This is a genomic window from Streptomyces sp. NPDC002926, from assembly GCF_053591755.1.
In genome coordinates this window covers 12,555-32,815 of the sequence record NZ_JBSFUK010000022.1, presented here as the reverse complement: position 1 = coordinate 32,815, position 20,261 = coordinate 12,555, and the positions used below count along the sequence as shown (strand labels likewise).

The following is a 20,261-nucleotide window of genomic DNA, read 5'->3' as shown; positions in this document are numbered from 1 at the left end:
CGGTTCTGACGCCGCCAAGGGCCTCAGCCGAGCTCCTTGCGCTCGTCCTTCTCCAGCCTCGCCTGCTTCTCCTCGGCCCGCTCCGCCTTCAGCCGCTGCTTCTCCGCCCGGGTGCGTTTGCGTTCCACGCCCACGCCGCCCATGATCGCGAGGCCCGTGATCCTCACCCGCGGCGCCGCCGGGTCCGGATGGGACTCGGTCTGGCCGTGCTCGCCGAAGCCGCCCATCAGGCCGATGCCGTTGACCTCGACATTCAGGTCCGGCGGTACGACGATTTGAATACCGCCCATGATCGTGAAGCAGCGGATCACGGTCTCGCGTTCCTGGAAACGAGCCTCGCGCAGGTCGAGTTCACCGCCGCCCATCACCGTGAGGGAGGTGAACTTCCGGCCCACCGTCCAGGTGCCCTTCCGTACGAACCTGCCCCAGAACGCGAACCCGCCGTTCGACGTCGCCGGTCCACCGACGCGCTGCGCCCAGCCGCCGGACCCCGTGGCCACCGGCGACGGCTCCGTGCCCACCGCCGGCAGGCCGCCCACCGGAAGGTCGCTGACCAGTGGAACCAACTCGCCGTGCGTGCGCGCCCTGTAGGCCGCGTCCAGGCGCTGCCCGAACTCCTCCATGTCGAGCCGCCCCTCCGCCACCGCCTCACGCAGCCGCTCGGCCACCCTTTCGCGCTCGGAGTCGGAGGCACGCATCTCAGGGAGTTCACTCGTCATGGCGGCAGCCTAGTCAAGGCCGTCCCCGCCTCACAGTGCCGATCACGCAGTCACAAGCCGGATCTCCCCGCGTACATTTTCGCGATCACGGCCTCGATGTCCGGCTCCCGTACCGACAGATCCACCAGCGGATACCGCGCCGCCAGCGCCGCCACCAGTGGCGCCGCCGACTGCGAGGCGGGGAAGGCCAGCCACTGCCGCGGGCCCACCACCTTCACCGCGCGGGCGGAGTCCAGCGCGACCGGTGGCAGTTCGCGCTCGAAGTCCACCACCAGTGTCCGTTCGCTCTCGCCCACCTCGTGCAGCCCGGCGAGCGCCCCGTCGTACATCAGCCGTCCGTGATCGATGACCATCACGCGCTTGCACAGCTGCTCGATATCGGTCAGATCGTGCGTGGTCAGCAGCACCGTCGTCGCCCGCTCGGCATTCAGCTCCCGCAGGAAGTCCCGCACCTTCGCCTTGGAGATGACATCGAGCCCGATCGTCGGCTCGTCCAGATACAGCACCTCGGGATCGTGCAGCAGCGCCGCCGCGATGTCCCCGCGCATCCGCTGTCCGAGTGAGAGCTGCCGCACTGGCACGTCCAGCAGTTCGGCCAGATCGAGGAGTTCGACACAGCGGTCCAGGTTCTCCCGGAACCGCTTGTCGGGGATCCGGTACATCCGGTGCACCAGCCGGTACGAGTCCTTCAGCGGCAGGTCCCACCACAGCGTCGTGCGCTGCCCGAACACCACGCCGATCCGCTGCGCCAGCCTCGTACGCTCCCGGGACGGATCGATCCCCGCGACCCGGAGCCGCCCGCCGCTCGGCGTCAGAATCCCCGTCAGCATTTTGATGGTGGTGGACTTCCCGGCGCCGTTCGGGCCGATGTAGCCGACCATCTCGCCGCGCGGCACCCGGAAGCTGATCCCGTCGACCGCCCGCACTTGATGCTTCTCACGGCGCAGCCTGCCCGTCCTGCGCCGTACGTCGAAGACCTTCTCGACGCCCTCCAGCTCGATGAAGTCCATGAAGTCCCCCCTCAGCTCCCCGTGCTCCGGTACGAACGAAGGCCCACCCGCCACGCGAGCCCCGCCAGCCCGCAGCACACCACCGCGACCGCCGGCGACAGGAAGGCCGGCCACTGCGGCAGATCCAGCGGATAGGGCCGGCCCAGCACATACAGCGCGGGCAGCCAGTTCACGAAGGCCAGCGGCACCACATACGTCACGCCGCGCACCAGGTCCTTCGCGAAGATTGTCGGCGGGTACTGGAGCAGCGTGTTCCCGCCGTACGTGAAGGAGTTCTGCACCTCCGAGGCGTCCTGCGCGACGAACTGGAACGCGGCCCCGACCACGAACACCGCCGAGAAGATCGCCGCCCCGCTGAGCACCATCAGCGGCAGCATCAGCACCCGCAGCGGCGTCCAGTCGATGTCCAGGACGAGCAGGCCGTACCCCAGCACCAGCAGCCCCTGAGTGATCCGTCCCAGCCGGCGCAGCGCGAACCGGTCCGCGGCCACCTGCGCGAGCACGGGGACGGGCCGCACCAGCAGTGTGTCCAGCGTCCCGTCCCGTACCCGCCGCCCCAGCCGGTCCATGGAGCCCATGACGAGATCGGCGAGGCCGAAGGAGGTGCCCGCCGCGCCGTACAGAAACGCGATCTCGGGCAGCGAGTAGCCGCCCAACGCGTCGACGTGCGAGAACATCAGCAGGATCGCCACGAAGTCGAAGGCGGTCGCCGCGAAGTTCCCGAACGCCGTCATCACGAACGACGCGCGGTACGTCATCGTGGAGCGCATCCACATCGCCGCGATCAGGCCGTACGCCCGCAGCCCGTTCGACAGGGCCGACACTCCCTCAGCCACCCTGGACCACCACCCTGCGTGTCGCGACCGTCTGCAGCGCCCGCCCCGCGGCCAGCAGCGCCAGCGCCCAGCCGCCCTGGAAGGCGTACGCCCCGATCAGCCCCCACCCGGTGTGCTTGCCGAGGAAGACATCAGCCGGGATCTGCAGCAGCGACGACCAGGGCAGCGCCCGCGCCACCTCGCCCAGCGCGCCCGGAAAGAGGTTCAGCGGCAGCAGCATCCCGGAGAAGAACATCCCCGCCAGCCCGCAGATCTGCATCACTCCGGCCCCGTCCAGCAGCCAGAACGCGGAGAGCGCCACCAGGAACCTGACCGCGAAACTCACCACCACGCCCAGCGCCACCGACACCATGAAGGCGATCCAGGTCAACGGTGACCGCGGGAGCGCCAGATCGAAGACGAGCGCACCGAGGACGAGCGGCACGATCCCGCGGCCCAGAAGGTGGAAGGCCGCCCGTCCCAAATCGCCGGAGAGCCACCAGAGTTGGAGGTCGGCGGGCCGGTACAGGTCGATCGCGACATCGCCGGTCCGGATCCGCTCGATCAACTCGTCCTCGAAACCGCCGCCCATCATGGCGCAGGTCATCAGCAGTGCCTGTCCCAGCCACACATAGGTGAGGGCCTGGGAGAGGTCGTAGCCGCCGAGCTGCGGACGCTCGTCCCACAGGGCGATATAGGTGTACGCCATGATGAAGCCGAAGACGGTGTTGGTGAACACCCCCGCGGCCGTCGCCACCCGGTACGTCGCGTAGCGCCGGAACCCACCCGCCGCGACGACTGCGTAAAGCCGCACGTCGACCCCCTCCGCCGCCCGGCACCAAAGCGCACGACCCTAGCCCACGGCGGACGGCCGCCGCGACCTCTTTTACGGCCGCCGGGTCCAGGGCTTGCGCCATGGAAACGGGCAATATGAGCGGCATGATCGAGGAGCAGCGGCAGGGCTGGACACCCAAGGACGGGACCGTCGTCGGACTGGGGCTCGCGTCCGCGCCCGGGAAGAAGGGCAGGAAGGCCGGCAAGGCCCGGACCGGGCGCGCCGGCCTGCGCCGCGTCGTCCCGGCCTGGCGGTCGGTGCTCGGTACATTCCTGATCGTCACTTTGCTGCTGGTCGGCGGCTTCCTGGCCGGCTACATGCTCGTCGACATCCCGCCCGCCAACGCCGCGGCCACCGCCCAGTCCAATGTCTACCTCTACAAGGACGGCACCCAGATCGTCCGCGACGGCGAGGTGAACCGCGAGAAAGTGAAGCTCGCACAGGTTCCGCTGACGGTGCAGCACGCCGTACTCGCCGCCGAGGACCGGGAGTTCTACGCCGAGCGGGCCGTGGACCCCCAGGCGATGGTCCGCGCCGGCTGGAACACGCTGACCGGCAAGGGAAAGCAGTCCGGCTCCACCATCACCCAGCAGTACGTCAAGAACTACTACCTGGGCCAGGAGCAGACCGTCTCCCGGAAGGCCAAGGAGTTCTTCATCGCGATCAAGCTCGGCCGCGAGCAGAGCAAGAGGGACATCCTCGAGGGCTATCTCAACACCAGCTACTTCGGACGCAACGCGTACGGCATCCAGGCCGCGGCCCAGGCGTACTACGGCAAGGGCATCGAGGACATCGACACCGCGAAGGGCGCCTACCTCGCCTCGCTCCTCAATGCCCCGAGCGCGTACGACGTCGCCACCCACCCCGAGAACACGGCCGACGCCCTGGGCCGCTGGAACTACGTGCTCGACGGCATGGTCAAGGAGAAGTGGCTCAGCCCCGCCAACCGGGCGGCCATGAAATTTCCCGTGCCGCAGAAGGTGAAGCCCCCGACGGGCCTCTCGGGCCAGCGCGGCTATATCGTCCAGGCCGTCGAGGACTACCTCACCAATAACAAGATCATCGATGAGAACACGCTGGCCACCGGCGGCTACCGGATCACCACCACGCTCGAGCCCGAGAAGCAGAGGGCCTTCGCCGACGCCATCGACGACCAGGTGATGTCCAAGCTCGACAAACGCCGCGAGGCCGACCGCAACGTCCGCGTCGGCGGCGCTTCCATCGACCCTGCCACCGGCAAGGTCGTCGCCATGTACGGCGGCGTCGACTACACCAAGCAGTACGTCAACAACGCCACCCGCCGCGACTACCAAGTCGGCTCCACCTTCAAGCCCTTCGTCTTCACCGCCGCCGTCCAGCACGAGGCCACCACCCAGGACGACCGGACCATCACCCCCAACACCGTCTACAGCGGAACCAACAGGCGCCTGGTGCGGGGCTGGAGCGGCAAGCCGTACAGCCCGGGCAACGAGGACGAGATCTCGTACGGCCCCATCACCGTGCGCACCGCCACCGACAAGTCCGTCAACGCGGTCTACGCACAGATGGCCATGGACGTCGGCCCGGCCAGGGTCAGGCGGACCGCGGTCCGCCTCGGGATCCCCGAGAACACTCCGGACCTGACCGACTCCCCCTCCATCGCGCTGGGCCCGGCCACCGCCAGCGTCCTCGATATGGCGGAGGCGTACGCGACCCTCGCCAACCACGGCAAGCACGGCACGTACACGCTGGTCGAGAAGGTCAGCAAGGACGGCGGGAACGTAGCGGTCCCCAAGGCCGCGGCCAAGCGGGTCGTCAGCCGGGAGGCCGCCGACACGACGACATTGATCCTGCAGAGCGTGGTCGAAGGCGGCACCGGCATCTTCGCCCAGTCCGCGGACCGCCCGGCCGCGGGCAAGTCCGGCACGGCGGAAGACGACCAGGCCGCCTGGTTCGCGGGCTACACCCCGAACCTGGCGACGGTGGTCGCGGTGATGGGCCAGGACCCGGTCACGGGCGCGCACAAGCCGCTGTACGGGGCAATGGGGCTGCCGCGGATCAACGGCGGCGATGCGCCGGCGAAGATCTGGGGCCAGTTCACGCGCGAGGCGCTCCAGGGCACCGAGGCCGAGGAGTTCGACCTGGAGGTGCAGGAGGGTGCGGAAGAGGAGGAGCCCTCGGAGGAGCCTTCGGAGGAGCCCTCGGAAACAGAGGAGACGGCGGACTCCTCGGAGGAATCGTCCGAGACGCCGGAGGAACGGGACAGGCAGGAGCCGGCCGAGGACCGGGACGAGAGCGAGGACGAAGACCGGACGAAGAGCCCGAGCGACGACGACACGGACACCGGCGAGACCGACGACGACACGGAGACCGCCACGACCCGGAGGACGAGCGACGACGACACGGACAGCGGCCGCAGGGCCGAGGACGGATCGCGCAGCAGGTTCTCCCGCACCCCCCGTCGTCAGTGACCCGAGGTCGCCTTCAGACCCACCACGGCGACCAGCAGCAGACAGACGAAGAAGATCCGGGCGGCGGTCAGCGGCTCGTTCAGCACCAGCATGCCGACCACCGCCGCACCGGCCGCACCGATACCGACCCAGACTCCGTAGGCCGTACCGATCGGCAGAGTCCTGGCGGCGTGCGACAGCAGCACCATGCTCACGACGATCCCGAGCCCGGTGAGCACACTCGGCCACAGCCTGGTGAACCCGTCGGTGTACTTCATCCCGACCGACCAGCCGACCTCGAGCAGACCGGCGACAACAAGCAGAACCCAGGCCATGACGACACCTCTGACACGTGGACTTCAGTGGGTGCGTCGTCTTTGCCTGACCCGGTACGGCGCGTCTCGTCGGGGAAACACCCAAACATAGCAAAGGTGATGTAAGGGCCCCATGAGAAAGGGCCGGCGATGTCTGCCACCAACCCTCGGCCACGCCTCTGACCAGGCCTTTTGTACTTCCTACAACCTTTTGCAGTTCCTACAGGTACAGCCCGGTGGAATCCTCGGACCCCTGGAAACGGTCCGCGGCGACCGCGTGCAGATCGCGCTCCCGCATCAGTACGTACGCCACCCCGCGCACCTCGACCTCGGCGCGGTCCTCGGGGTCGTACAGCACCCGGTCGCCCGGCTCCACGGTCCGTACGTTCTGCCCCACCGCGACCACCCCGGCCCAGGCGAGGCGTCGGCCGACCGCGGCGGTCGCCGGAATGACGATGCCGCCGCTGGAACGCCGCTCACCCTCCGGGATGTCGGTCCTCACCAGCACGCGGTCGTGCAGCATGCGGATGGGCAGCTTGTCATGGGTGGTGTTGTCGCTCACGCGTCGAACCTACCTGCCTGGGACCGTTCCGTACGTCGCTGGGTCACGCCCGGCGCCTTCTCACCGAGAAGGCGAGCACCCCCACAACCGCCACGGCCACCAGAGCCACCGGCACCAGCCGCTCCAGCCTCGGCCCGCCGTCCGCCGAGACGAACTGCGCCCTGACGTCGGACACGGCGCGGTTCACGACGACGACCGCACGCCCGGCGGTGTGATCCACGGTCGAGGCGATCCTCGCCTTCGCGTCGCCGATGACCGTCTTCGGGTGCATGCGCACCCCGATCTCGTCGAGGGTCTCGGCAAGCTGGTCGCGCCTGCGGACGATATCCGCCTCGATCTGCGCAGGGGTCCTGGCATCCGACACCGCGCTGCCTCCGTGGTCGTGTCCGGTAATCCTTCCTCGACAGTCTGTCAGCTCCACCGCCGCCACACCCCACGGCACCCCTATTACGCTCGACGGCGTATCCCTTCACGTCCCCTCAAGGAGAACCATGAGCGAGCGACTCCAGCCCGGCGACACCGCCCCCGCCTTCAGCCTGCCCGACGCGGACGGCAACGAGGTCTCGCTCGCGGAGCACAAGGGCAGGAAGGTGATCGTGTACTTCTACCCGGCGGCGATGACCCCCGGCTGCACCAAGCAGGCCTGCGACTTCACGGACAACCTGGAGCTGCTGACGGGCGCCGGCTACGACGTGATCGGCGTGTCCCCGGACAAGCCGGAGAAGCTGGCGAAGTTCCGCGAGAAGGAGAACCTGAAGGTCACGCTGGTCGGTGACCCGTCCAAGGAGACGCTGGAGGCGTACGGCGCCTTCGGCGAGAAGAAGCTGTACGGCAAGACGGTGACCGGAGTGATCCGGTCGACGATCGTCGTCGACGAGGAGGGCAAGGTCGAGCACGCGCTCTACAACGTGAAGGCGACCGGCCATGTCGCCAAGATCATCAAGGACCTCGGCATCTAGGCCCCGCTGCTCCCGGAACGGCCCGCACCGCGCGATAAGCGGTGCGGGCCGTTCCGTATTTCGGACGTACGCTCCTCATGCGGGAGCCTCGCTCGTACTCCCGGGAATCCTCGCGAGGCCGCAGCCCACTCGCACGACATTCGGGGCATGTTGGAGTACATCGGTGCGCCGCCGTACGACGGCACCTACCGCCATCTCCGCCAGAAGTTGGACCGGTTCGACTTCACCGGCCGGCGCGGCAACACACCCCAACCGCTCGTCCCACGGGGCGAACTCCTCGGGGCCGTCGCGGAGTCGTACAGCCTGGCCGGCGTGATGCGAGCCCTCTGCCACAGTCAAACAGCGACATTCTCCCGTCGTTTCCTCTCACGCCGCAGAGGGCAGTAGTCTTTTCCATGCCTTGCGCCCGTACGCCATCGGTGAGCGGCGATCTTTAGGTGGTCGTGTATGTCGGTTCGAATCCGACCGGGCGCACCACACAAACGTGGCCCGGCTTCCTCCGGACCGGAGGAAGCCGGGCCACGTTCTGTCAGCCCAGGAGTTGGCGTACCACGGGTACCAGCGCGCGGAACGCCTTGCCGCGGTGGCTGATCGCGTTCTTCTCCGCCGGGGTCAGCTCCGCGCAGGTACGCGTCTCTCCCTCCGGCTGGAGGACCGGGTCGTAGCCGAAGCCGCCCGTGCCCGTCGGGGTGTGGCGCAGAGTGCCCATCAGGCGTCCCTCGACCACACGTTCCGTGCCGTCCGGGAGTGCCAGGGCCGCCGCGCAGGCGAAGTGCGCGCCGCGGTGGGCTTCGTCGATGTCGGAGAGCTGAGCCAGGAGCAGGTTGAGGTTGGCGGCGTCGTCGCCGTGGGTGCCGGCCCACCTCGCGGAGAAGATGCCGGGCGCGCCGCCGAGGACGTCGACGCAGAGGCCGGAGTCGTCGGCAACCGCCGGCAGGCCGGTGGCCCGGGCCAGGGCGTGGGCCTTGAGGAGTGCGTTCTCGGCGAAGGTGACGCCGGTTTCCTTGACGTCGGGAATGTCGGGATAGGCATCCGCGCCGACGAGGTCGTGGGTGAGGCCCGCGTCGGCGAGGATGGCCTTGAGTTCGGTGATTTTCCCGGCGTTGCGGGTGGCGAGGATCAGACGGGTCATGCCCTCGATTATCCGGGTGTGCAGACCTTGCCGATTTCGCCCGCCGCGTCGGTGACCGGTGTGATGTCGGGGGTGCTGTCGCCGGTCTCGATCGACTTGCGGACGTTGTCGACGCCGGTGTTGAGCTTGTCGACGGCCTTGCTGAGGTCGGCGTTGTCGGTCTTGTCGCCGAGACTCTTCAGTTCCTTGTCGATGTCGTCGAGGGCCTGCCGGGCCGTGGCCGGGTCGTCGGTGGCGCTGGAGACGGCCTGCTGGAGCTTGTCGACGCTGGTGGCTATCGCATCGGCGGTCTCGACGCAGTCGAGGGCCTTGTCGATGGCGCCGCAGCCGACGGTGATCGGTACGACCAGTACGGCGGTTGCGAACGTGAGTGCTGCTATGCGGCGACGCGCAGACATGGAACGGTCCTCCCCGGATACGGACGGGCGCACGGTTCGGCCCGTGCGCCCGTGAGTGTAACGACGCTCTGCGGATTGTTCTTGGTTCCCTCTTTACCTTTCCAGCGTGCCCTCGAGGGCGACGGACTGGAGCGTGGCAAGGTCGGCGCAGCCGCCGGTGGCCAGGTCGAGGAGCGCGTTGAGCTCCTTGCGGTCGAACGGCTCGGCCTCGGCGGTGCCCTGGACCTCGACGAAGCGGCCGTCGCCGGTGCAGACGACATTCATGTCGGTCTCGGCGCGCACGTCCTCCTCGTAACAGAGGTCGAGGAGCGGGACGCCGTCGACGATACCGACGCTGACGGCGGCGACGGTGCCGGTGAGCGGCTTGCGGCCGGCCTTGACGAGCTTCTTGCCCTGGGCCCAGGTGACGGCGTCGGCGAGTGCGACGTACGCACCGGTGATCGCGGCGGTGCGGGTGCCGCCGTCGGCCTGCAGTACGTCGCAGTCGAGGACGACGGTGTTCTCGCCGAGGGCCTTGAAGTCGATGACGGCGCGCAGCGAGCGGCCGATGAGCCGGCTGATCTCGTGGGTGCGACCGCCGATCTTGCCGCGTACGGATTCGCGGTCGCCCCGGGTGTTGGTGGAGCGCGGCAGCATCGAGTACTCGGCGGTGACCCAGCCTTCACCGCTTCCCTTGCGCCAGCGCGGGACGCCTTCGGTGACCGAGGCGGTGCAGAAGACCTTGGTGTCGCCGAAGGCGATGAGGACGGAGCCCTCGGCGTGCTTGCTCCATCCGCGTTCGATGGTGACCGGGCGGAGCTGTTCGGCGGTGCGGCCGTCGATTCGAGACATGCGTGGAGCCTATCGGCAGATGCGTGAAGGGCCCGTTCCGGTGTGGAACGGGCCCCTCACGACCGAGTTCAGCGGCTCGGCGGCACAGTGGGCCGAGGGCTCAGCGACTCACATCATGTCTTCGATGTCGGCGGCGATGGGGTCGGCGTCCGTGCCGATGACGACCTGGATGGCGGTGCCCATCTTCACGACGCCGTGGGCGCCGGCGGCCTTGAGAGCAGCCTCGTCGACCTTGCTCGGGTCCACAACTTCGGTACGGAGGCGGGTGATACAGCCTTCGATCTCTTCGATGTTGTCGATTCCGCCGAGCCCGGCGACGATCTTCTCAGCCTTGCTGGCCATGTCTTTCTCCCTGCGTCTCAAGAGCGCTGAGCGCTGCCTCGGCCCACCGTCGGTCCGCTTCGTCACGGTAACTCACGGTTGGCCCATCTTCGCGGGCGAGTAACCGCCTCGTACCGAATGATGACGATCACCAGTGCCCTGTCTCGCGACCGGGCACCGGGGCCGTATCGCAACTGGTCTACACCAGTCTGCATCGGCTGCCAAGCCAGGCCCGTTTCCGGGAGGACGCCGATGAGCGCCGACAGCGCCGCCGCGCCGCGGCAGAAGTGGTGGAACGGGCTGTTCCAGGGGCTGCAGAAGGTCGGACGCAGCCTCCAGCTCCCGGTCGCGGTTCTCCCGGCGGCCGGTCTGCTCGTCAGCCTCGGCAACCTGTTCTCGGCTTATCTGACCGGCCCCTTCTGGGACAAGACGGCCAAGGTCCTCACGCTGGGCGGTACAGCGATCCTGGACGGCGCGTTCGGTCTGCCTCTGCTGTTCTGCATCGGTGTCGCGATCGGCTTCGCGAAGAAGGCCGACGGTTCGACCGCCCTCGCGGCGGTCGCCGGCTTCCTGGTCTACAGCAACGTCCTGAAGGCGTTCCCCGTCAACGGCACGGTCACCGAGCTGCTCCCGGACGGGAAGCCGCAGAATCCCGGCGTCCTCGGCGGCATCGTGATCGGCCTGCTGACCGCGATGATCTGGCAGCGTTACCACCGCACGAAACTCGTCGACTGGCTCGGCTTCTTCAACGGCCGGCGGCTGGTGCCGATCATCATGGCGTTCCTCTGCACGATCCTCGGCGTGCTGTTCGGGCTGCTGTGGGAGCCGGTGGGCGACGCGCTGACCGTGTTCTCCAAGCAGCTGATCGGCATGGGCGCGTGGGGCGCGGGCATCTTCGGCGTCGCCAACCGGCTGCTGATCCCGATCGGGATGCACCAGTTCCTGAACACGTTCTTCTGGTTCCAGGCGGGCGAGTTCACGACACCGGACGGCAAGGTCGTCCAGGGCGACCTGACGCGCTTCTTCGCCGAGGACCCTTCGGCGGGCCAGTTCATGTCGGGCTTCTTCCCGATCATGATGTTCGGCCTCCCGGCCGCAGCCCTCGCCATCGCGCACTGCGCCCGTCCCGAGCACCGCAAGAGGGTCATGGGTCTCATGATTTCCGTCGCCCTCACCTCGTTCGTCACGGGTGTGACCGAGCCGCTCGAGTTCTCGTTCCTGTTCGCGGCCCCCCTGCTGTACGGCGTGCACGCGCTGCTGACGGGTGCGTCGATGGCGATCACCTGGGCATTGGGCGTGCACGCGGGCTTCAGCTTCTCGGCCGGCCTGATCGACTACGTCGTCAACTGGCACCTCGACACCAAGCCATGGCTGATCATTCCGATCGGCCTGTGCTTCGCGGTCGTCTACTACGTGATCTTCCGCTTCGCGATCACGAAGTTCGACATCCGCACCCCGGGCCGCGAACCGGAAGAGATCGAGCAGCAGCTGGACCAGGAGAGCATCAAGTAGCCCCCTGGCCGACGGGCCCTACGGCCCACGCCCGTATCCGCCCATAAGGCACCGGGACACCCTGACCTGCGGTCAGATATCAGGCATTTCGCCCTGTGGTTGAACCCGTAAAAAGAGAAGGTTCCTTATCTCACCCTCACCGTGCTAAAACTGGTCTACACCACTCAGTGGTGTAGACCACGCGGCCGTCGCCGCGTTCCCCTTGAGACGCCGCCCTCCCCCGTGTCTGTCCCCATGGCGGCGCCATGCCCACTGGAGGAAGTTGATGTCCACGGCTAGCGCCGCCCCCGCGGCGGACAAGAAGAACAAGGGCGCAGGCGCGATGGCTGTCATGCAGCGCATCGGCCGCAGCCTCATGCTGCCGGTCGCGGTACTGCCCGCAGCCGCGCTGCTGGTCCGTTTCGGCCAGCCCGACATGCTCGGCAGGAGTTCGTTCCCGGCTTTCGTCACCAAGATCGCCGGATACATGGCAGCCGGTGGCGACGCGATCCTCGCCAATATGGCGCTGCTGTTCGCCGTCGGCATCGCGATCGGCTTCGCCAAGAAGTCGGACGGCTCGACCGCGCTCGCGGCCGTCGCCGGATACCTGGTCTTCAAGAACGTGCTGGCCACGTTCACCGACCCGAACCTGGACAAGGTCGCCAAGGTCATCGACGGCAAGATCGTCATGACCGAGGCCCCGGTGGACGCGAAGGTCCTCGGCGGCGTGGTGATGGGCATCATCGTCGCCCTGCTCTACCAGAAGTTCTACCGGACCAAGCTGCCCGACTGGGCCGGCTTCTTCGGCGGCCGCCGTCTCGTCCCGATCCTCTCCGCCTTCGCGGGTCTGGTCGTCGGCATAATCTTCGGCCTGATCTGGCCGGTCCTCGGTACCGGGCTGCACAACTTCGGTGAGTGGCTGGTCGGCTCGGGCGCGGTCGGCGCGGGCATCTTCGGTGTCGCCAACCGTGCGCTGATCCCGATCGGCATGCACCACCTGCTGAACTCGTTCCCGTGGTTCCAGGCCGGTTCCTACGAGGGCAAGAGCGGCGACATCGCCCGCTTCCTCCAGGGCGACCCGAGCGCCGGACAGTTCATGACCGGCTTCTTCCCGATCATGATGTTCGCCCTCCCGGCGGCCTGCCTCGCGATCGTGCACTGCGCCCGTCCCGAGCGCCGCAAGGTCATCGGCGGCATGATGTTCTCCCTCGCGCTCACGTCCTTCGTCACCGGTGTGACCGAGCCGATCGAGTTCACGTTCATGTTCATCGCCCCGGCGCTGTACGCGGTCCACGCGGTGCTGACCGGTGTCTCGATGGCCCTGACCTGGGCGCTGGGCATGAAGGACGGCTTCGGCTTCTCGGCCGGTGCGGTGGACTACTTCCTCAACCTGGGCATCGCGTCCAACCCGTGGGGCCTGGCGCTGGTCGGACTCTGTTTCGCGGCGGTCTACTACGTGGTCTTCCGCTTCGCGATCACCAAGTTCAACCTTCCGACGCCGGGCCGCGAGTCCGACGAGGAGCTCGCCGAGCTGCAGAAGGCCGAGGCGAAGTAGGCCTCGTCGCATTCCGGACCGAAGCCCCTGCCTTCTCGTACGAAAGGCAGGGGCTTCGGCGTGTCTGGATCCTAGATCTCGTAGACCGCACCCGGCGTGGCGATCTCGGTCGGTCCTTCGTACACCGCGCGGGCGTCGCCCAGGTTCTGCCGGGGGTCCGTCCACGGCGGGATGTGGGTCAGCACGAGCCGGCCGACATTCGCGCGCTCCGCCGTGGCGCCGGCCTCGCGTCCGTTGAGGTGGACGTCCCGGACGTCCTCCTTGCCGTGCGTGAAGGACGCCTCGCACAGGAACAGATCCGCGCCGTCGGCGAGTTCGTGCAGCGCCTCGCAGACGCCGGTGTCGCCGGAGTACGTGAGCGTCCTGCCGGCGTGCTCCAGCCGGATGGCGTACGCCTCGACCGGGTGGCGCACCTTCTCCGTACGGACGGAGAACGGGCCTATGTGGAAGCTGCCGGACTTGAGCGTGTGGAAGTCGAAGACCTCGCCCATCGCGGAGGGGGAGGGGATGTCCGCGTACGCGGTGGTCAGACGCTGCTCGGTGCCTTCAGGGCCGTAGACCGGGAGGGCGGCGGCACGGCCGCCGTCGTGGCGGTAGTAGCGAGCGACGAAATATCCGCACATGTCGATGCAGTGATCAGCGTGGAGATGGCTGAGGAAGATGGCGTCGAGATCGTAGAGACCCACATGGCGCTGCAGCTCGCCCAGGGCGCCATTGCCCATGTCGAGGAGCAGCCGGAAGCCGTCGGCCTCTACGAGGTAGCTGGAGCAGGCCGAATCCGCGGACGGAAACGACCCCGAGCAGCCGACGACGGTGAGCTTCATGGAGCTTGAACCTCCGTTGACGGGGAGGGCTGGGGGAAGGTCGTGCGGTTTGTTGAGCGTAAGGCGCAAAAGGGCCGGTCGCTCCTCGGTGGCGGGCTGTTGTGGGGGAACTCACCTGCGCTGTCACCGGTTCGGGGGCGCCGCTCATGTGGTCGAGGTGGGCCGGGGGCGTGGGGGGTTGCCGCCCGGTGCGTGGTTTCCACCACCGCATCCCGGGGCGCCGCTCACGTGGTGAGCGTGGGCCGGGGGCGCGGGGGGTTGCCGCCCGGTGGGTGGTTTCCACCACCGCATCCCGGGGGGAACCGGTCATGTGGTCGAGGTGGGCCGGGGGCGTGGGGGGTTGCCGCCCGGTGCGTGGTTTCCACCACCGCATCCCGGGGCGCCGCTCACGTGGTGAGCGTGGGCCGGGGGCGTGGGGGGTTGCCGGGGCGTCGGTCCCCTGGTGGGCGCGGGGGGTGCTGTCCGGCGCGTGGATTTCACCGGTGTATCCGGAGGCGCGCACGCGGCGGCCCGCCGGTAACGTCTGGGGTATGGACACATCGTGGTGGCTCGCGGTGCTCGCCGTGGTGGTGATCGCGCTGGTCGCCACGGTGAGGGACGGGCGAGGCCGAGGCGCGGGGCGCCGCCCGGGTGGACGCGCCCGCCCGCCGGGCCGGCCGACGGGCCCCCGGCGCGGGCCGAAGCGGCGGCCGCAGCCGGGCGAGATCTGGTGGGCCGATGTGCCGTACGAGGACGGCCCCGGGTCGAAGGACAGGCCCTGTCTGGTGCTGTCGGTGCGAGGCCGGACCGTGCAGGTCGCGAAGATCACCAGCAAGTACCACGATGAGCGGGCGGGCGTGATCTCACTGCCACCCGGCACCGTGGGCGACGCGCGCGGGCGGACGAGCTTTCTGGAGACGGATGAGCTGCGTGAGCTGGGGGTGTGGGACTTCAGGCGACGGGTCGGGGTGGTGGACCCGAACGTATGGGACCAGGTCCGGCACTTGGCCGCGTGAGCCGAGGGGGCAGGCGTTGCCCGTGACCCGGGCCGCGTGAGCCGTCCGCAGGCGTTGACCCGGGCCGTGGGCGCCGCCCGAGCCCTGGCGAAAGCCCGCCGACCGGCGCGCACGCCGCGCGCCGCGCACAGACCTGGCTGACCGTTGCCCGGGCCGACGCCCCGCCTGGCGCCAGGCGCGAAGGTGAGCGCGCCGACTCACGCCCCCGTACCCGCGGATGCGGCGGCGGGCGGGTGGGGGAAACCCCGCACCCGCGACGCCGCTACGCCCAGAGCTGCCCCTGCAGCGCCTCGATCGCCGCCTCCGTCGTCTCCGCCGTGTAGACCCCCGTCGACAGGTACTTCCAGCCGCCGTCCGCGACGACGAACACAATGTCCGCCTGCTCGCCCGCATTGACCGCCTTCTTGCCGACGCCGATCGCCGCGTGCAGCGCCGCTCCCGTCGAGACGCCCGCGAAAATGCCCTCCTGCTGGAGGAGTTCACGGGTGCGGGTGACCGCGTCCGCCGAACCGACCGAGAAGCGGGTGGTCAGGACCGAGGCGTCGTACAGCTCGGGGACGAAGCCCTCGTCCAGGTTGCGCAGGCCGTAGACGAGGTCGTCGTAGCGCGGCTCCGCGGCCACGATGCGGATGCCCGGAACGTGTTCGCGCAGGTAGCGGCCCACGCCCATCAGCGTGCCCGTCGTGCCCAGGCCCGCCACGAAGTGGGTGATCGACGGGAGGTCCGCGAGGATCTCCGGGCCCGTAGTGGCGTAGTGCGCGCCCGCGTTGTCCGGATTGCCGTACTGGTAGAGCATCACCCAGTCCGGGTGCTCGGCCGCCAGCTCCTTGGCCACGCGTACGGCCGTGTTGGAGCCGCCCGCCGCCGGCGAGGGGATGATCTCCGCGCCCCACATCGCGAGCAGCTGACGGCGCTCCTCGCTCGTGTTCTCCGGCATCACGCACACGATGCGGTAGCCCTTGAGCTTCGCCGCCATGGCAAGCGAGATGCCGGTGTTGCCACTGGTGGGCTCCAGGATCGTGCAGCCCGGCGTCAGGCGGCCGTCCTTCTCCGCCTGTTCGATCATGTGGAGCGCAGGGCGGTCCTTGATCGAGCCGGTCGGGTTGCGGTCCTCGAGCTTGGCCCAGATGCGGACGTCCCCCGACGGGGACAGGCGCGGGAGGCGGACCAGCGGTGTGTTGCCGACCGCCGCCAGCGGAGAGTCGTAACGCATCAGCGCATGCCACCCGCGACGGCCGGGAGGATCGTGACGCTGTCGCCGTCGGTGAGCTTGGTGGAGATGCCGTCCAGGAAGCGGACATCCTCGTCGTTGAGGTACACGTTCACGAAGCGGCGCAGCTGGTCGCCGTCGACGATGCGCTCCTGGATGCCGTTGTGGCGGGACTCGAGGTCGGCGAAGAGTTCGGCGAGAGTGTCACCGCTGCCCTCGACGGCCTTGGCGCCGCCGGTGTAGGTGCGGAGGATGGTCGGGATGCGGACCTCGATGGCCATGGCGTGGGCTCCTGTCGGGAGGGTGGCGGGGGTGCGGGTGTGGCACAAGGGGCGCGCGGCTCCGCCCCCCGCGCGAGGGGTGGTGCTGTGGGTGCGCTCGGCCCGTAGAGCCGTGGGTCTGAACGTCAGAACGCGGCGCGGGCCGTACACATCGCGCTGGCGAGACGGCACAGGTCGACGTGCAGCCGCGCCACGAGCAGCACGGTGCTCGGCGTCCTGTCGCTCACGTCATGGGGAACCATGCGGTCATCGTATCGATTCCCTGTCCGTGCCCCGGAATGTGATCTCGCATCATGGACGGAATGCGCTCAGCATGTGGGCCACGCGTGCAGGCGGAGACGTACGAGGGACGGGGGCGGGGCTCAGTACGCCGCTACGACCTGGACCTCTTCCTCTGTCACCACGCCGTCCACGATGCGGAACGAGCGGAACTGGAAGGGGCCGGCCTCATCGATGTCGGCGGTGGAGACCAGGACATAATGGGCGCCCGGCTCGTTGGCGTAGCTGATGTCCGTACGGGAGGGGTACGCCTCGGTCGCGGTGTGCGAGTGATAGATGATCACCGGCTCCTCGTCGCGGTCGTCGAGCTCCCGGTAGAGCTTCAGCAGGTCCACCGAGTCGAACTCGTAGAACGTGGGCGAGCGGGCCGCGTTCAGCATCGGGATGAAGCGCTCGGGACGGCCGGCGCCCTCGGGGCCCGCGACCATGCCGCAGGCCTCGTCGGGGTGGTCGGCGCGGGCGTGCGCGACGATCTGGTCGTACAGGGCCTCGGTGAGGGTCAGCATGCGGATCAGGATAAGCAGAAGGGCCCACCCGTACCGAAGGGCGGTACGGGTGGGCCCGAATGCTGGACGTCAGTCAGTGGCCACGCGGGCCTCAGCGCTTGATGAAGGCCGTGTTCTCGGGGTTGCGCTGCTTCAGCACCAGATACGAGACACCGAGGATCAGGGCCCACAGCGGCGCGCAGTACAGAGAGATCCGCGCGTCCTTGTCGACGCCCATCATCACGATGACCATGCCGATGAAGAGCAGCGCGAACCAGCTGGTCCACGGGGCGCCGGGCGCCTTGAAGGTGGACTGCGGCAGCTCGCCGCGGTCGGCCTTGGCGCGGTAGCGGATCTGGCAGACCAGGATCATGATCCAGGCCCACATGCCGGAGATCGTGGCGAAGGAGACGACGTAGGTGAACGCGTCGCCGGGCCATTGGTAGTTGATCCAGACTCCGACCAGCATCAGCGCCGCGGAGACGGTGGTGCCGACCAGCGGAGTGCCGCTCTTCGTGAGCTTCGTGAAGAACTTCGGGCCCTGGCCGTTGAGCGCGAGGTCGCGCAGCATCCGGCCGGTGGAGTACATACCTGAATTGCACGAGGACAGCGCCGCGGTCAGCACGACGAAGTTGACGACGGCGGCGCCGACGCCCAGGCCCATCTTCTGGAAGGCGGCGACGAACGGCGAGACGCCCGGCTGGAACTCGTCCCAGGGCACCACCGAAAGGATCATGATCAGCGCGCCGACGTAGAAGACCGCGATACGCCACGGCACGGTGTTGATCGCCTTGGGCAGCGTCGTCTCCGGGTCCTTGGACTCGCCGGCGGTGACGCCGACCAGCTCGACCGCGAGGAAGGCGAACATCACGATCTGCAGGGTCATCAGCGTGCCGCCGATGCCCTTGGGGAAGAAGCCGCCGTCGGCCCAGAGGTGCGTGACGGACGCGGTGTCACCGGCGTCGGAGAAGCCGAGTGTGAGGATGCCGGCGCAGATGAGGATCATGCCGATGATGGCCGTGACCTTGACCATCGAGAACCAGAACTCCAGCTCGCCGAAGAGCTTCACGGAGATCAGGTTCACGGCGTACAGGATGATCGTGAAGACCAGCGCCGAGAGCCATTGCGGGATGTCCCACCAGAACGTCATGTACTGGGCGGCCGCGGTGACCTCGGTGATTCCGGTGACGACCCAGAAGAGCCAGTAGGTCCATCCGGTGACGAACCCCGCGAACGGGCCGACGAACTCACGGGCGTACTCGGAGAAGGAACCCGAGACGGGGCGGTACATGAGCAGCTCGCCCAGCGCCCGCATGATGAAGAAGATGACCAGGCCCGCGATGGCATAGGCCAGGATGAGGCTGGGTCCGGCCTTGGAGATGGCCTTGCCCGCGCCGAGGAAGAGGCCGGTACCGATGGCACCGCCGATCGCGATCATCTGGATCTGCCGGGCACCCAGTCCGCGCTGGTAGCCCTCGTCCGCGCCTGTCGCGGACCCCGCGGCCTCATTGCCGTCTTGCTTGCCGACCTGCACCGAGGTCATGGTGATGCGCCCTTTCTCCATGCTGATCCGCGCCCGCTGCGTCTGCCGCGCGGCTGCGGATCAGGTCCTGATCCCCCCGGATGTGGATGGAGTGCCACCGGCGATCAGCCGGCCCAGCGCCCCCGGGGACATGGGTGGCGTCCCCTGGTGGTCGTGAAGATTTATCACGGTCGCAACACTGACCGGCCGAGTTGGTTGTGACACACGCCACAGGAAGAACCGGACAAAGATCCATCGGCACCGCAAACCATGCCGATGCGGTGACGGGATCGTTATCCGGATTTGAGTGTCCGTTGAGCGAACAACTCAGGGCGTCCGAGTGTCGGAGCCGGGGCGCCGGCGTCAGGCCATCAGGGTGTCGACGAGCGTCTCCTGGAGCGCTCCGAGCCAGAGATACGCCATCACCATCGGCTTGCGCGGATCGGAGTCCGGCAGCCGGTAGAGCTCGCCGCTCTCGTCTTCGTCGCTGACCTCGAGACGGGTGCCGATGGTGAGGCGCAGGTCGTTGAGCGCGCCGAGCCAGTGCAGGCAGTCGTCCGGGGTGAGCTTGAGTACGGCACCGCCCTCGCCGGTGGCGGTCAGCGAGTCCAGGGTGCGGACGACCGCGACCGCGTCGTCGCGCTTGCGGGAGCGCAGATCCGTCTCGGTGAAGCGCCTGAACTCGGCCGAGGCCGCGCGCAGTTCCTCGTCCTCGACATCGGCGTCGGGACCGCCGTACGCCTCGGGGAAGAGGCGGGCGAGCGCCGGGTCGCTGGGCGGTTCGCTCGGCCCCTCGGCAAAGAGCGCGGCCAGCGGGTCCTCGCCGTCGACCGGCTCGTCACCGGGTCCGATGAGCTCAAGGAGCTGTACGGCGAGCGAGCGCAGGATGGAGATCTCGACCTCGTCGAGCGGGACGGCCGCGCCGCCGCCGCGAACGGGCTCGAAGTGCCCGGCCATCAGGTGCGGTCCTGGGAGAGCGTCGCCCACAGCCCGTAGCCGTGCATCGCCTGCACGTCGCGCTCCATCTCCTCGCGGCTGCCGCTGGAGACGACGGCCCGGCCCTTGTGGTGGACGTCGAGCATCAGCTTGTGCGCCTTGTCCTTGGAGTAGCCGAAATAGGCCTGGAAGACATAGGTGACGTAGCTCATCAGATTGACCGGGTCATTGTGGACGAGCGTCACCCAGGGCACGTCGGGCTCGGGGACGGCGAAGGTCTCCTCCGCCGACTCGGGGCGTTCGATCTCTGTGGGAGCAACACTCACTCGGTCCATGCTGCCACCCGCAGGGGTGCATC

The 20,261-nt window shown here is 68.5% G+C and carries 25 protein-coding genes, 1 tRNA gene and 1 riboswitch; of the genes, 7 read left to right on the top strand and 19 right to left on the bottom strand.

Annotated features, from left to right (window positions below; all coding sequences use genetic code 11):
- Positions 1–23: 23 nt before the first annotated feature.
- The 4 genes from ACWDZ6_RS25760 to ACWDZ6_RS25745 all read right to left on the bottom strand — a co-directional run bounded on the left by ACWDZ6_RS25760 (position 24) and on the right by ACWDZ6_RS25745 (position 3,358).
- Complete coding sequence (locus ACWDZ6_RS25760; protein ID WP_451504770.1) at positions 24–698, bottom strand: DUF1707 SHOCT-like domain-containing protein; 675 nt, start codon at positions 696–698, stop codon at positions 24–26.
- Positions 699–769: 71 nt separating this feature from the next.
- Positions 770–1,729 carry an ABC transporter ATP-binding protein gene (locus ACWDZ6_RS25755; RefSeq protein ID WP_451504721.1) on the bottom strand — a complete coding sequence of 320 codons (960 nt, stop codon included), beginning with the start codon at positions 1,727–1,729 and terminating at the stop codon, positions 770–772.
- An 11-nt stretch (positions 1,730–1,740) separates the two neighbouring features.
- Positions 1,741–2,505 (bottom strand): ABC transporter permease, encoded by a 765-nt coding sequence (locus ACWDZ6_RS25750; RefSeq protein WP_389176016.1) that lies wholly within the window; start codon positions 2,503–2,505, stop codon positions 1,741–1,743.
- Positions 2,506–2,557: 52 nt separating this feature from the next.
- Entirely contained in the window at positions 2,558–3,358 is an 801-nt protein-coding gene (locus ACWDZ6_RS25745; protein WP_451504720.1) for an ABC transporter permease, read from the bottom strand.
- A gap of 125 nt (positions 3,359–3,483) precedes the next feature.
- Between ACWDZ6_RS25745 and ACWDZ6_RS25740 the strand changes: the two genes are divergently transcribed.
- Complete coding sequence (locus ACWDZ6_RS25740) at positions 3,484–5,829, top strand: transglycosylase domain-containing protein (protein WP_451504769.1); 2,346 nt, start codon at positions 3,484–3,486, stop codon at positions 5,827–5,829.
- Here ACWDZ6_RS25740 and ACWDZ6_RS25735 read toward each other — a convergent pair.
- From ACWDZ6_RS25735 to ACWDZ6_RS25725, 3 genes are all read right to left on the bottom strand, one after another.
- Complete coding sequence (locus tag ACWDZ6_RS25735; RefSeq protein ID WP_451504719.1) at positions 5,823–6,143, bottom strand: DMT family transporter; 321 nt, start codon at positions 6,141–6,143, stop codon at positions 5,823–5,825. The genes ACWDZ6_RS25740 and ACWDZ6_RS25735 overlap by 7 nt on opposite strands.
- A gap of 30 nt (positions 6,144–6,173) precedes the next feature.
- Positions 6,174–6,240, bottom strand: a riboswitch (guanidine-III (ykkC-III) riboswitch).
- A gap of 102 nt (positions 6,241–6,342) precedes the next feature.
- Complete coding sequence (locus ACWDZ6_RS25730; RefSeq protein ID WP_153485104.1) at positions 6,343–6,645, bottom strand: GroES family chaperonin; 303 nt, start codon at positions 6,643–6,645, stop codon at positions 6,343–6,345.
- 82 nt (positions 6,646–6,727) lie between these two features.
- On the bottom strand, positions 6,728–7,048 hold the full coding sequence (locus ACWDZ6_RS25725; protein ID WP_451504718.1) for a DUF3618 domain-containing protein: 321 nt from the start codon (positions 7,046–7,048) through the stop codon (positions 6,728–6,730).
- Positions 7,049–7,175: 127 nt separating this feature from the next.
- Between ACWDZ6_RS25725 and bcp the strand changes: the two genes are divergently transcribed.
- From bcp to ACWDZ6_RS25710, 3 genes are all read left to right on the top strand, one after another.
- Positions 7,176–7,643: a thioredoxin-dependent thiol peroxidase gene (gene bcp, locus ACWDZ6_RS25720; RefSeq protein ID WP_351447584.1), complete on the top strand. Its 468-nt coding sequence runs from the start codon at positions 7,176–7,178 to the stop codon at positions 7,641–7,643.
- A gap of 147 nt (positions 7,644–7,790) precedes the next feature.
- Positions 7,791–8,030: a hypothetical protein gene (locus ACWDZ6_RS25715; protein WP_451504717.1), complete on the top strand. Its 240-nt coding sequence runs from the start codon at positions 7,791–7,793 to the stop codon at positions 8,028–8,030.
- A 15-nt stretch (positions 8,031–8,045) separates the two neighbouring features.
- Positions 8,046–8,120: transfer RNA gene (locus tag ACWDZ6_RS25710), tRNA-Leu, on the top strand.
- Positions 8,121–8,172: 52 nt separating this feature from the next.
- Here ACWDZ6_RS25710 and rdgB read toward each other — a convergent pair.
- From rdgB to ACWDZ6_RS25690, 4 genes are all read right to left on the bottom strand, one after another.
- Positions 8,173–8,775, bottom strand: coding sequence for an RdgB/HAM1 family non-canonical purine NTP pyrophosphatase (gene rdgB / locus ACWDZ6_RS25705; protein ID WP_451504716.1), 603 nt, complete (start codon positions 8,773–8,775; stop codon positions 8,173–8,175).
- An 8-nt stretch (positions 8,776–8,783) separates the two neighbouring features.
- A complete protein-coding gene (locus ACWDZ6_RS25700; RefSeq protein ID WP_366735902.1) occupies positions 8,784–9,173 on the bottom strand; it encodes a hypothetical protein in 390 nt (129 codons plus the stop codon).
- 93 nt (positions 9,174–9,266) lie between these two features.
- Positions 9,267–10,004 (bottom strand): ribonuclease PH, encoded by a 738-nt coding sequence (gene rph / locus ACWDZ6_RS25695; RefSeq protein ID WP_451504715.1) that lies wholly within the window; start codon positions 10,002–10,004, stop codon positions 9,267–9,269.
- Positions 10,005–10,112: 108 nt separating this feature from the next.
- Positions 10,113–10,346, bottom strand: coding sequence for a glucose PTS transporter subunit EIIB (locus ACWDZ6_RS25690; RefSeq protein WP_142217368.1), 234 nt, complete (start codon positions 10,344–10,346; stop codon positions 10,113–10,115).
- 231 nt (positions 10,347–10,577) lie between these two features.
- Here ACWDZ6_RS25690 and ACWDZ6_RS25685 point away from each other — a divergent pair, with 231 nt between their 5' ends.
- Together ACWDZ6_RS25685 and ACWDZ6_RS25680 are read left to right on the top strand one after the other, a co-directional pair.
- Positions 10,578–11,837 carry a PTS transporter subunit EIIC gene (locus ACWDZ6_RS25685; RefSeq protein ID WP_451504714.1) on the top strand — a complete coding sequence of 420 codons (1,260 nt, stop codon included), beginning with the start codon at positions 10,578–10,580 and terminating at the stop codon, positions 11,835–11,837.
- 265 nt (positions 11,838–12,102) lie between these two features.
- A complete protein-coding gene (locus tag ACWDZ6_RS25680) occupies positions 12,103–13,371 on the top strand; it encodes a PTS transporter subunit EIIC (RefSeq protein ID WP_451504713.1) in 1,269 nt (422 codons plus the stop codon).
- Positions 13,372–13,442: 71 nt separating this feature from the next.
- On the opposite strand, the gene ACWDZ6_RS25675 is transcribed toward ACWDZ6_RS25680, so the two are convergent.
- The gene (locus ACWDZ6_RS25675) at positions 13,443–14,195 is read right to left on the bottom strand and encodes an MBL fold metallo-hydrolase (RefSeq protein ID WP_451504712.1); all 753 of its coding nucleotides are present in this window, start codon (positions 14,193–14,195) and stop codon (positions 13,443–13,445) included.
- Positions 14,196–14,725: 530 nt separating this feature from the next.
- On the opposite strand from ACWDZ6_RS25675, the gene ACWDZ6_RS25670 reads away from it, so the two are divergent.
- On the top strand, positions 14,726–15,190 hold the full coding sequence (locus ACWDZ6_RS25670) for a type II toxin-antitoxin system PemK/MazF family toxin (RefSeq protein ID WP_451504711.1): 465 nt from the start codon (positions 14,726–14,728) through the stop codon (positions 15,188–15,190).
- A 262-nt stretch (positions 15,191–15,452) separates the two neighbouring features.
- Here ACWDZ6_RS25670 and ACWDZ6_RS25665 read toward each other — a convergent pair whose 3' ends face one another.
- From ACWDZ6_RS25665 to clpS, 7 genes are all read right to left on the bottom strand, one after another.
- Positions 15,453–16,403: a PLP-dependent cysteine synthase family protein gene (locus ACWDZ6_RS25665; RefSeq protein WP_451504710.1), complete on the bottom strand. Its 951-nt coding sequence runs from the start codon at positions 16,401–16,403 to the stop codon at positions 15,453–15,455.
- A complete protein-coding gene (locus ACWDZ6_RS25660) occupies positions 16,403–16,681 on the bottom strand; it encodes a MoaD/ThiS family protein (protein ID WP_326650144.1) in 279 nt (92 codons plus the stop codon). Before ACWDZ6_RS25660 ends, ACWDZ6_RS25665 begins: the two co-directional genes overlap by 1 nt.
- Positions 16,682–16,806: 125 nt before the next feature.
- Positions 16,807–16,923: a putative leader peptide gene (locus ACWDZ6_RS25655; protein ID WP_366735909.1), complete on the bottom strand. Its 117-nt coding sequence runs from the start codon at positions 16,921–16,923 to the stop codon at positions 16,807–16,809.
- A 120-nt stretch (positions 16,924–17,043) separates the two neighbouring features.
- Positions 17,044–17,466: a M67 family metallopeptidase gene (locus tag ACWDZ6_RS25650; RefSeq protein ID WP_351447558.1), complete on the bottom strand. Its 423-nt coding sequence runs from the start codon at positions 17,464–17,466 to the stop codon at positions 17,044–17,046.
- A 91-nt stretch (positions 17,467–17,557) separates the two neighbouring features.
- Positions 17,558–18,988, bottom strand: coding sequence for an amino acid permease (locus ACWDZ6_RS25645; protein ID WP_451504768.1), 1,431 nt, complete (start codon positions 18,986–18,988; stop codon positions 17,558–17,560).
- Between the two features lie 342 nt (positions 18,989–19,330).
- The gene (locus ACWDZ6_RS25640; RefSeq protein WP_451504709.1) at positions 19,331–19,924 is read right to left on the bottom strand and encodes a DUF2017 domain-containing protein; all 594 of its coding nucleotides are present in this window, start codon (positions 19,922–19,924) and stop codon (positions 19,331–19,333) included.
- Positions 19,924–20,238, bottom strand: coding sequence for an ATP-dependent Clp protease adapter ClpS (gene clpS / locus ACWDZ6_RS25635; RefSeq protein ID WP_326650151.1), 315 nt, complete (start codon positions 20,236–20,238; stop codon positions 19,924–19,926). Before clpS ends, ACWDZ6_RS25640 begins: the two co-directional genes overlap by 1 nt.
- Between the last annotated feature and the right edge of the window lie 23 nt (positions 20,239–20,261).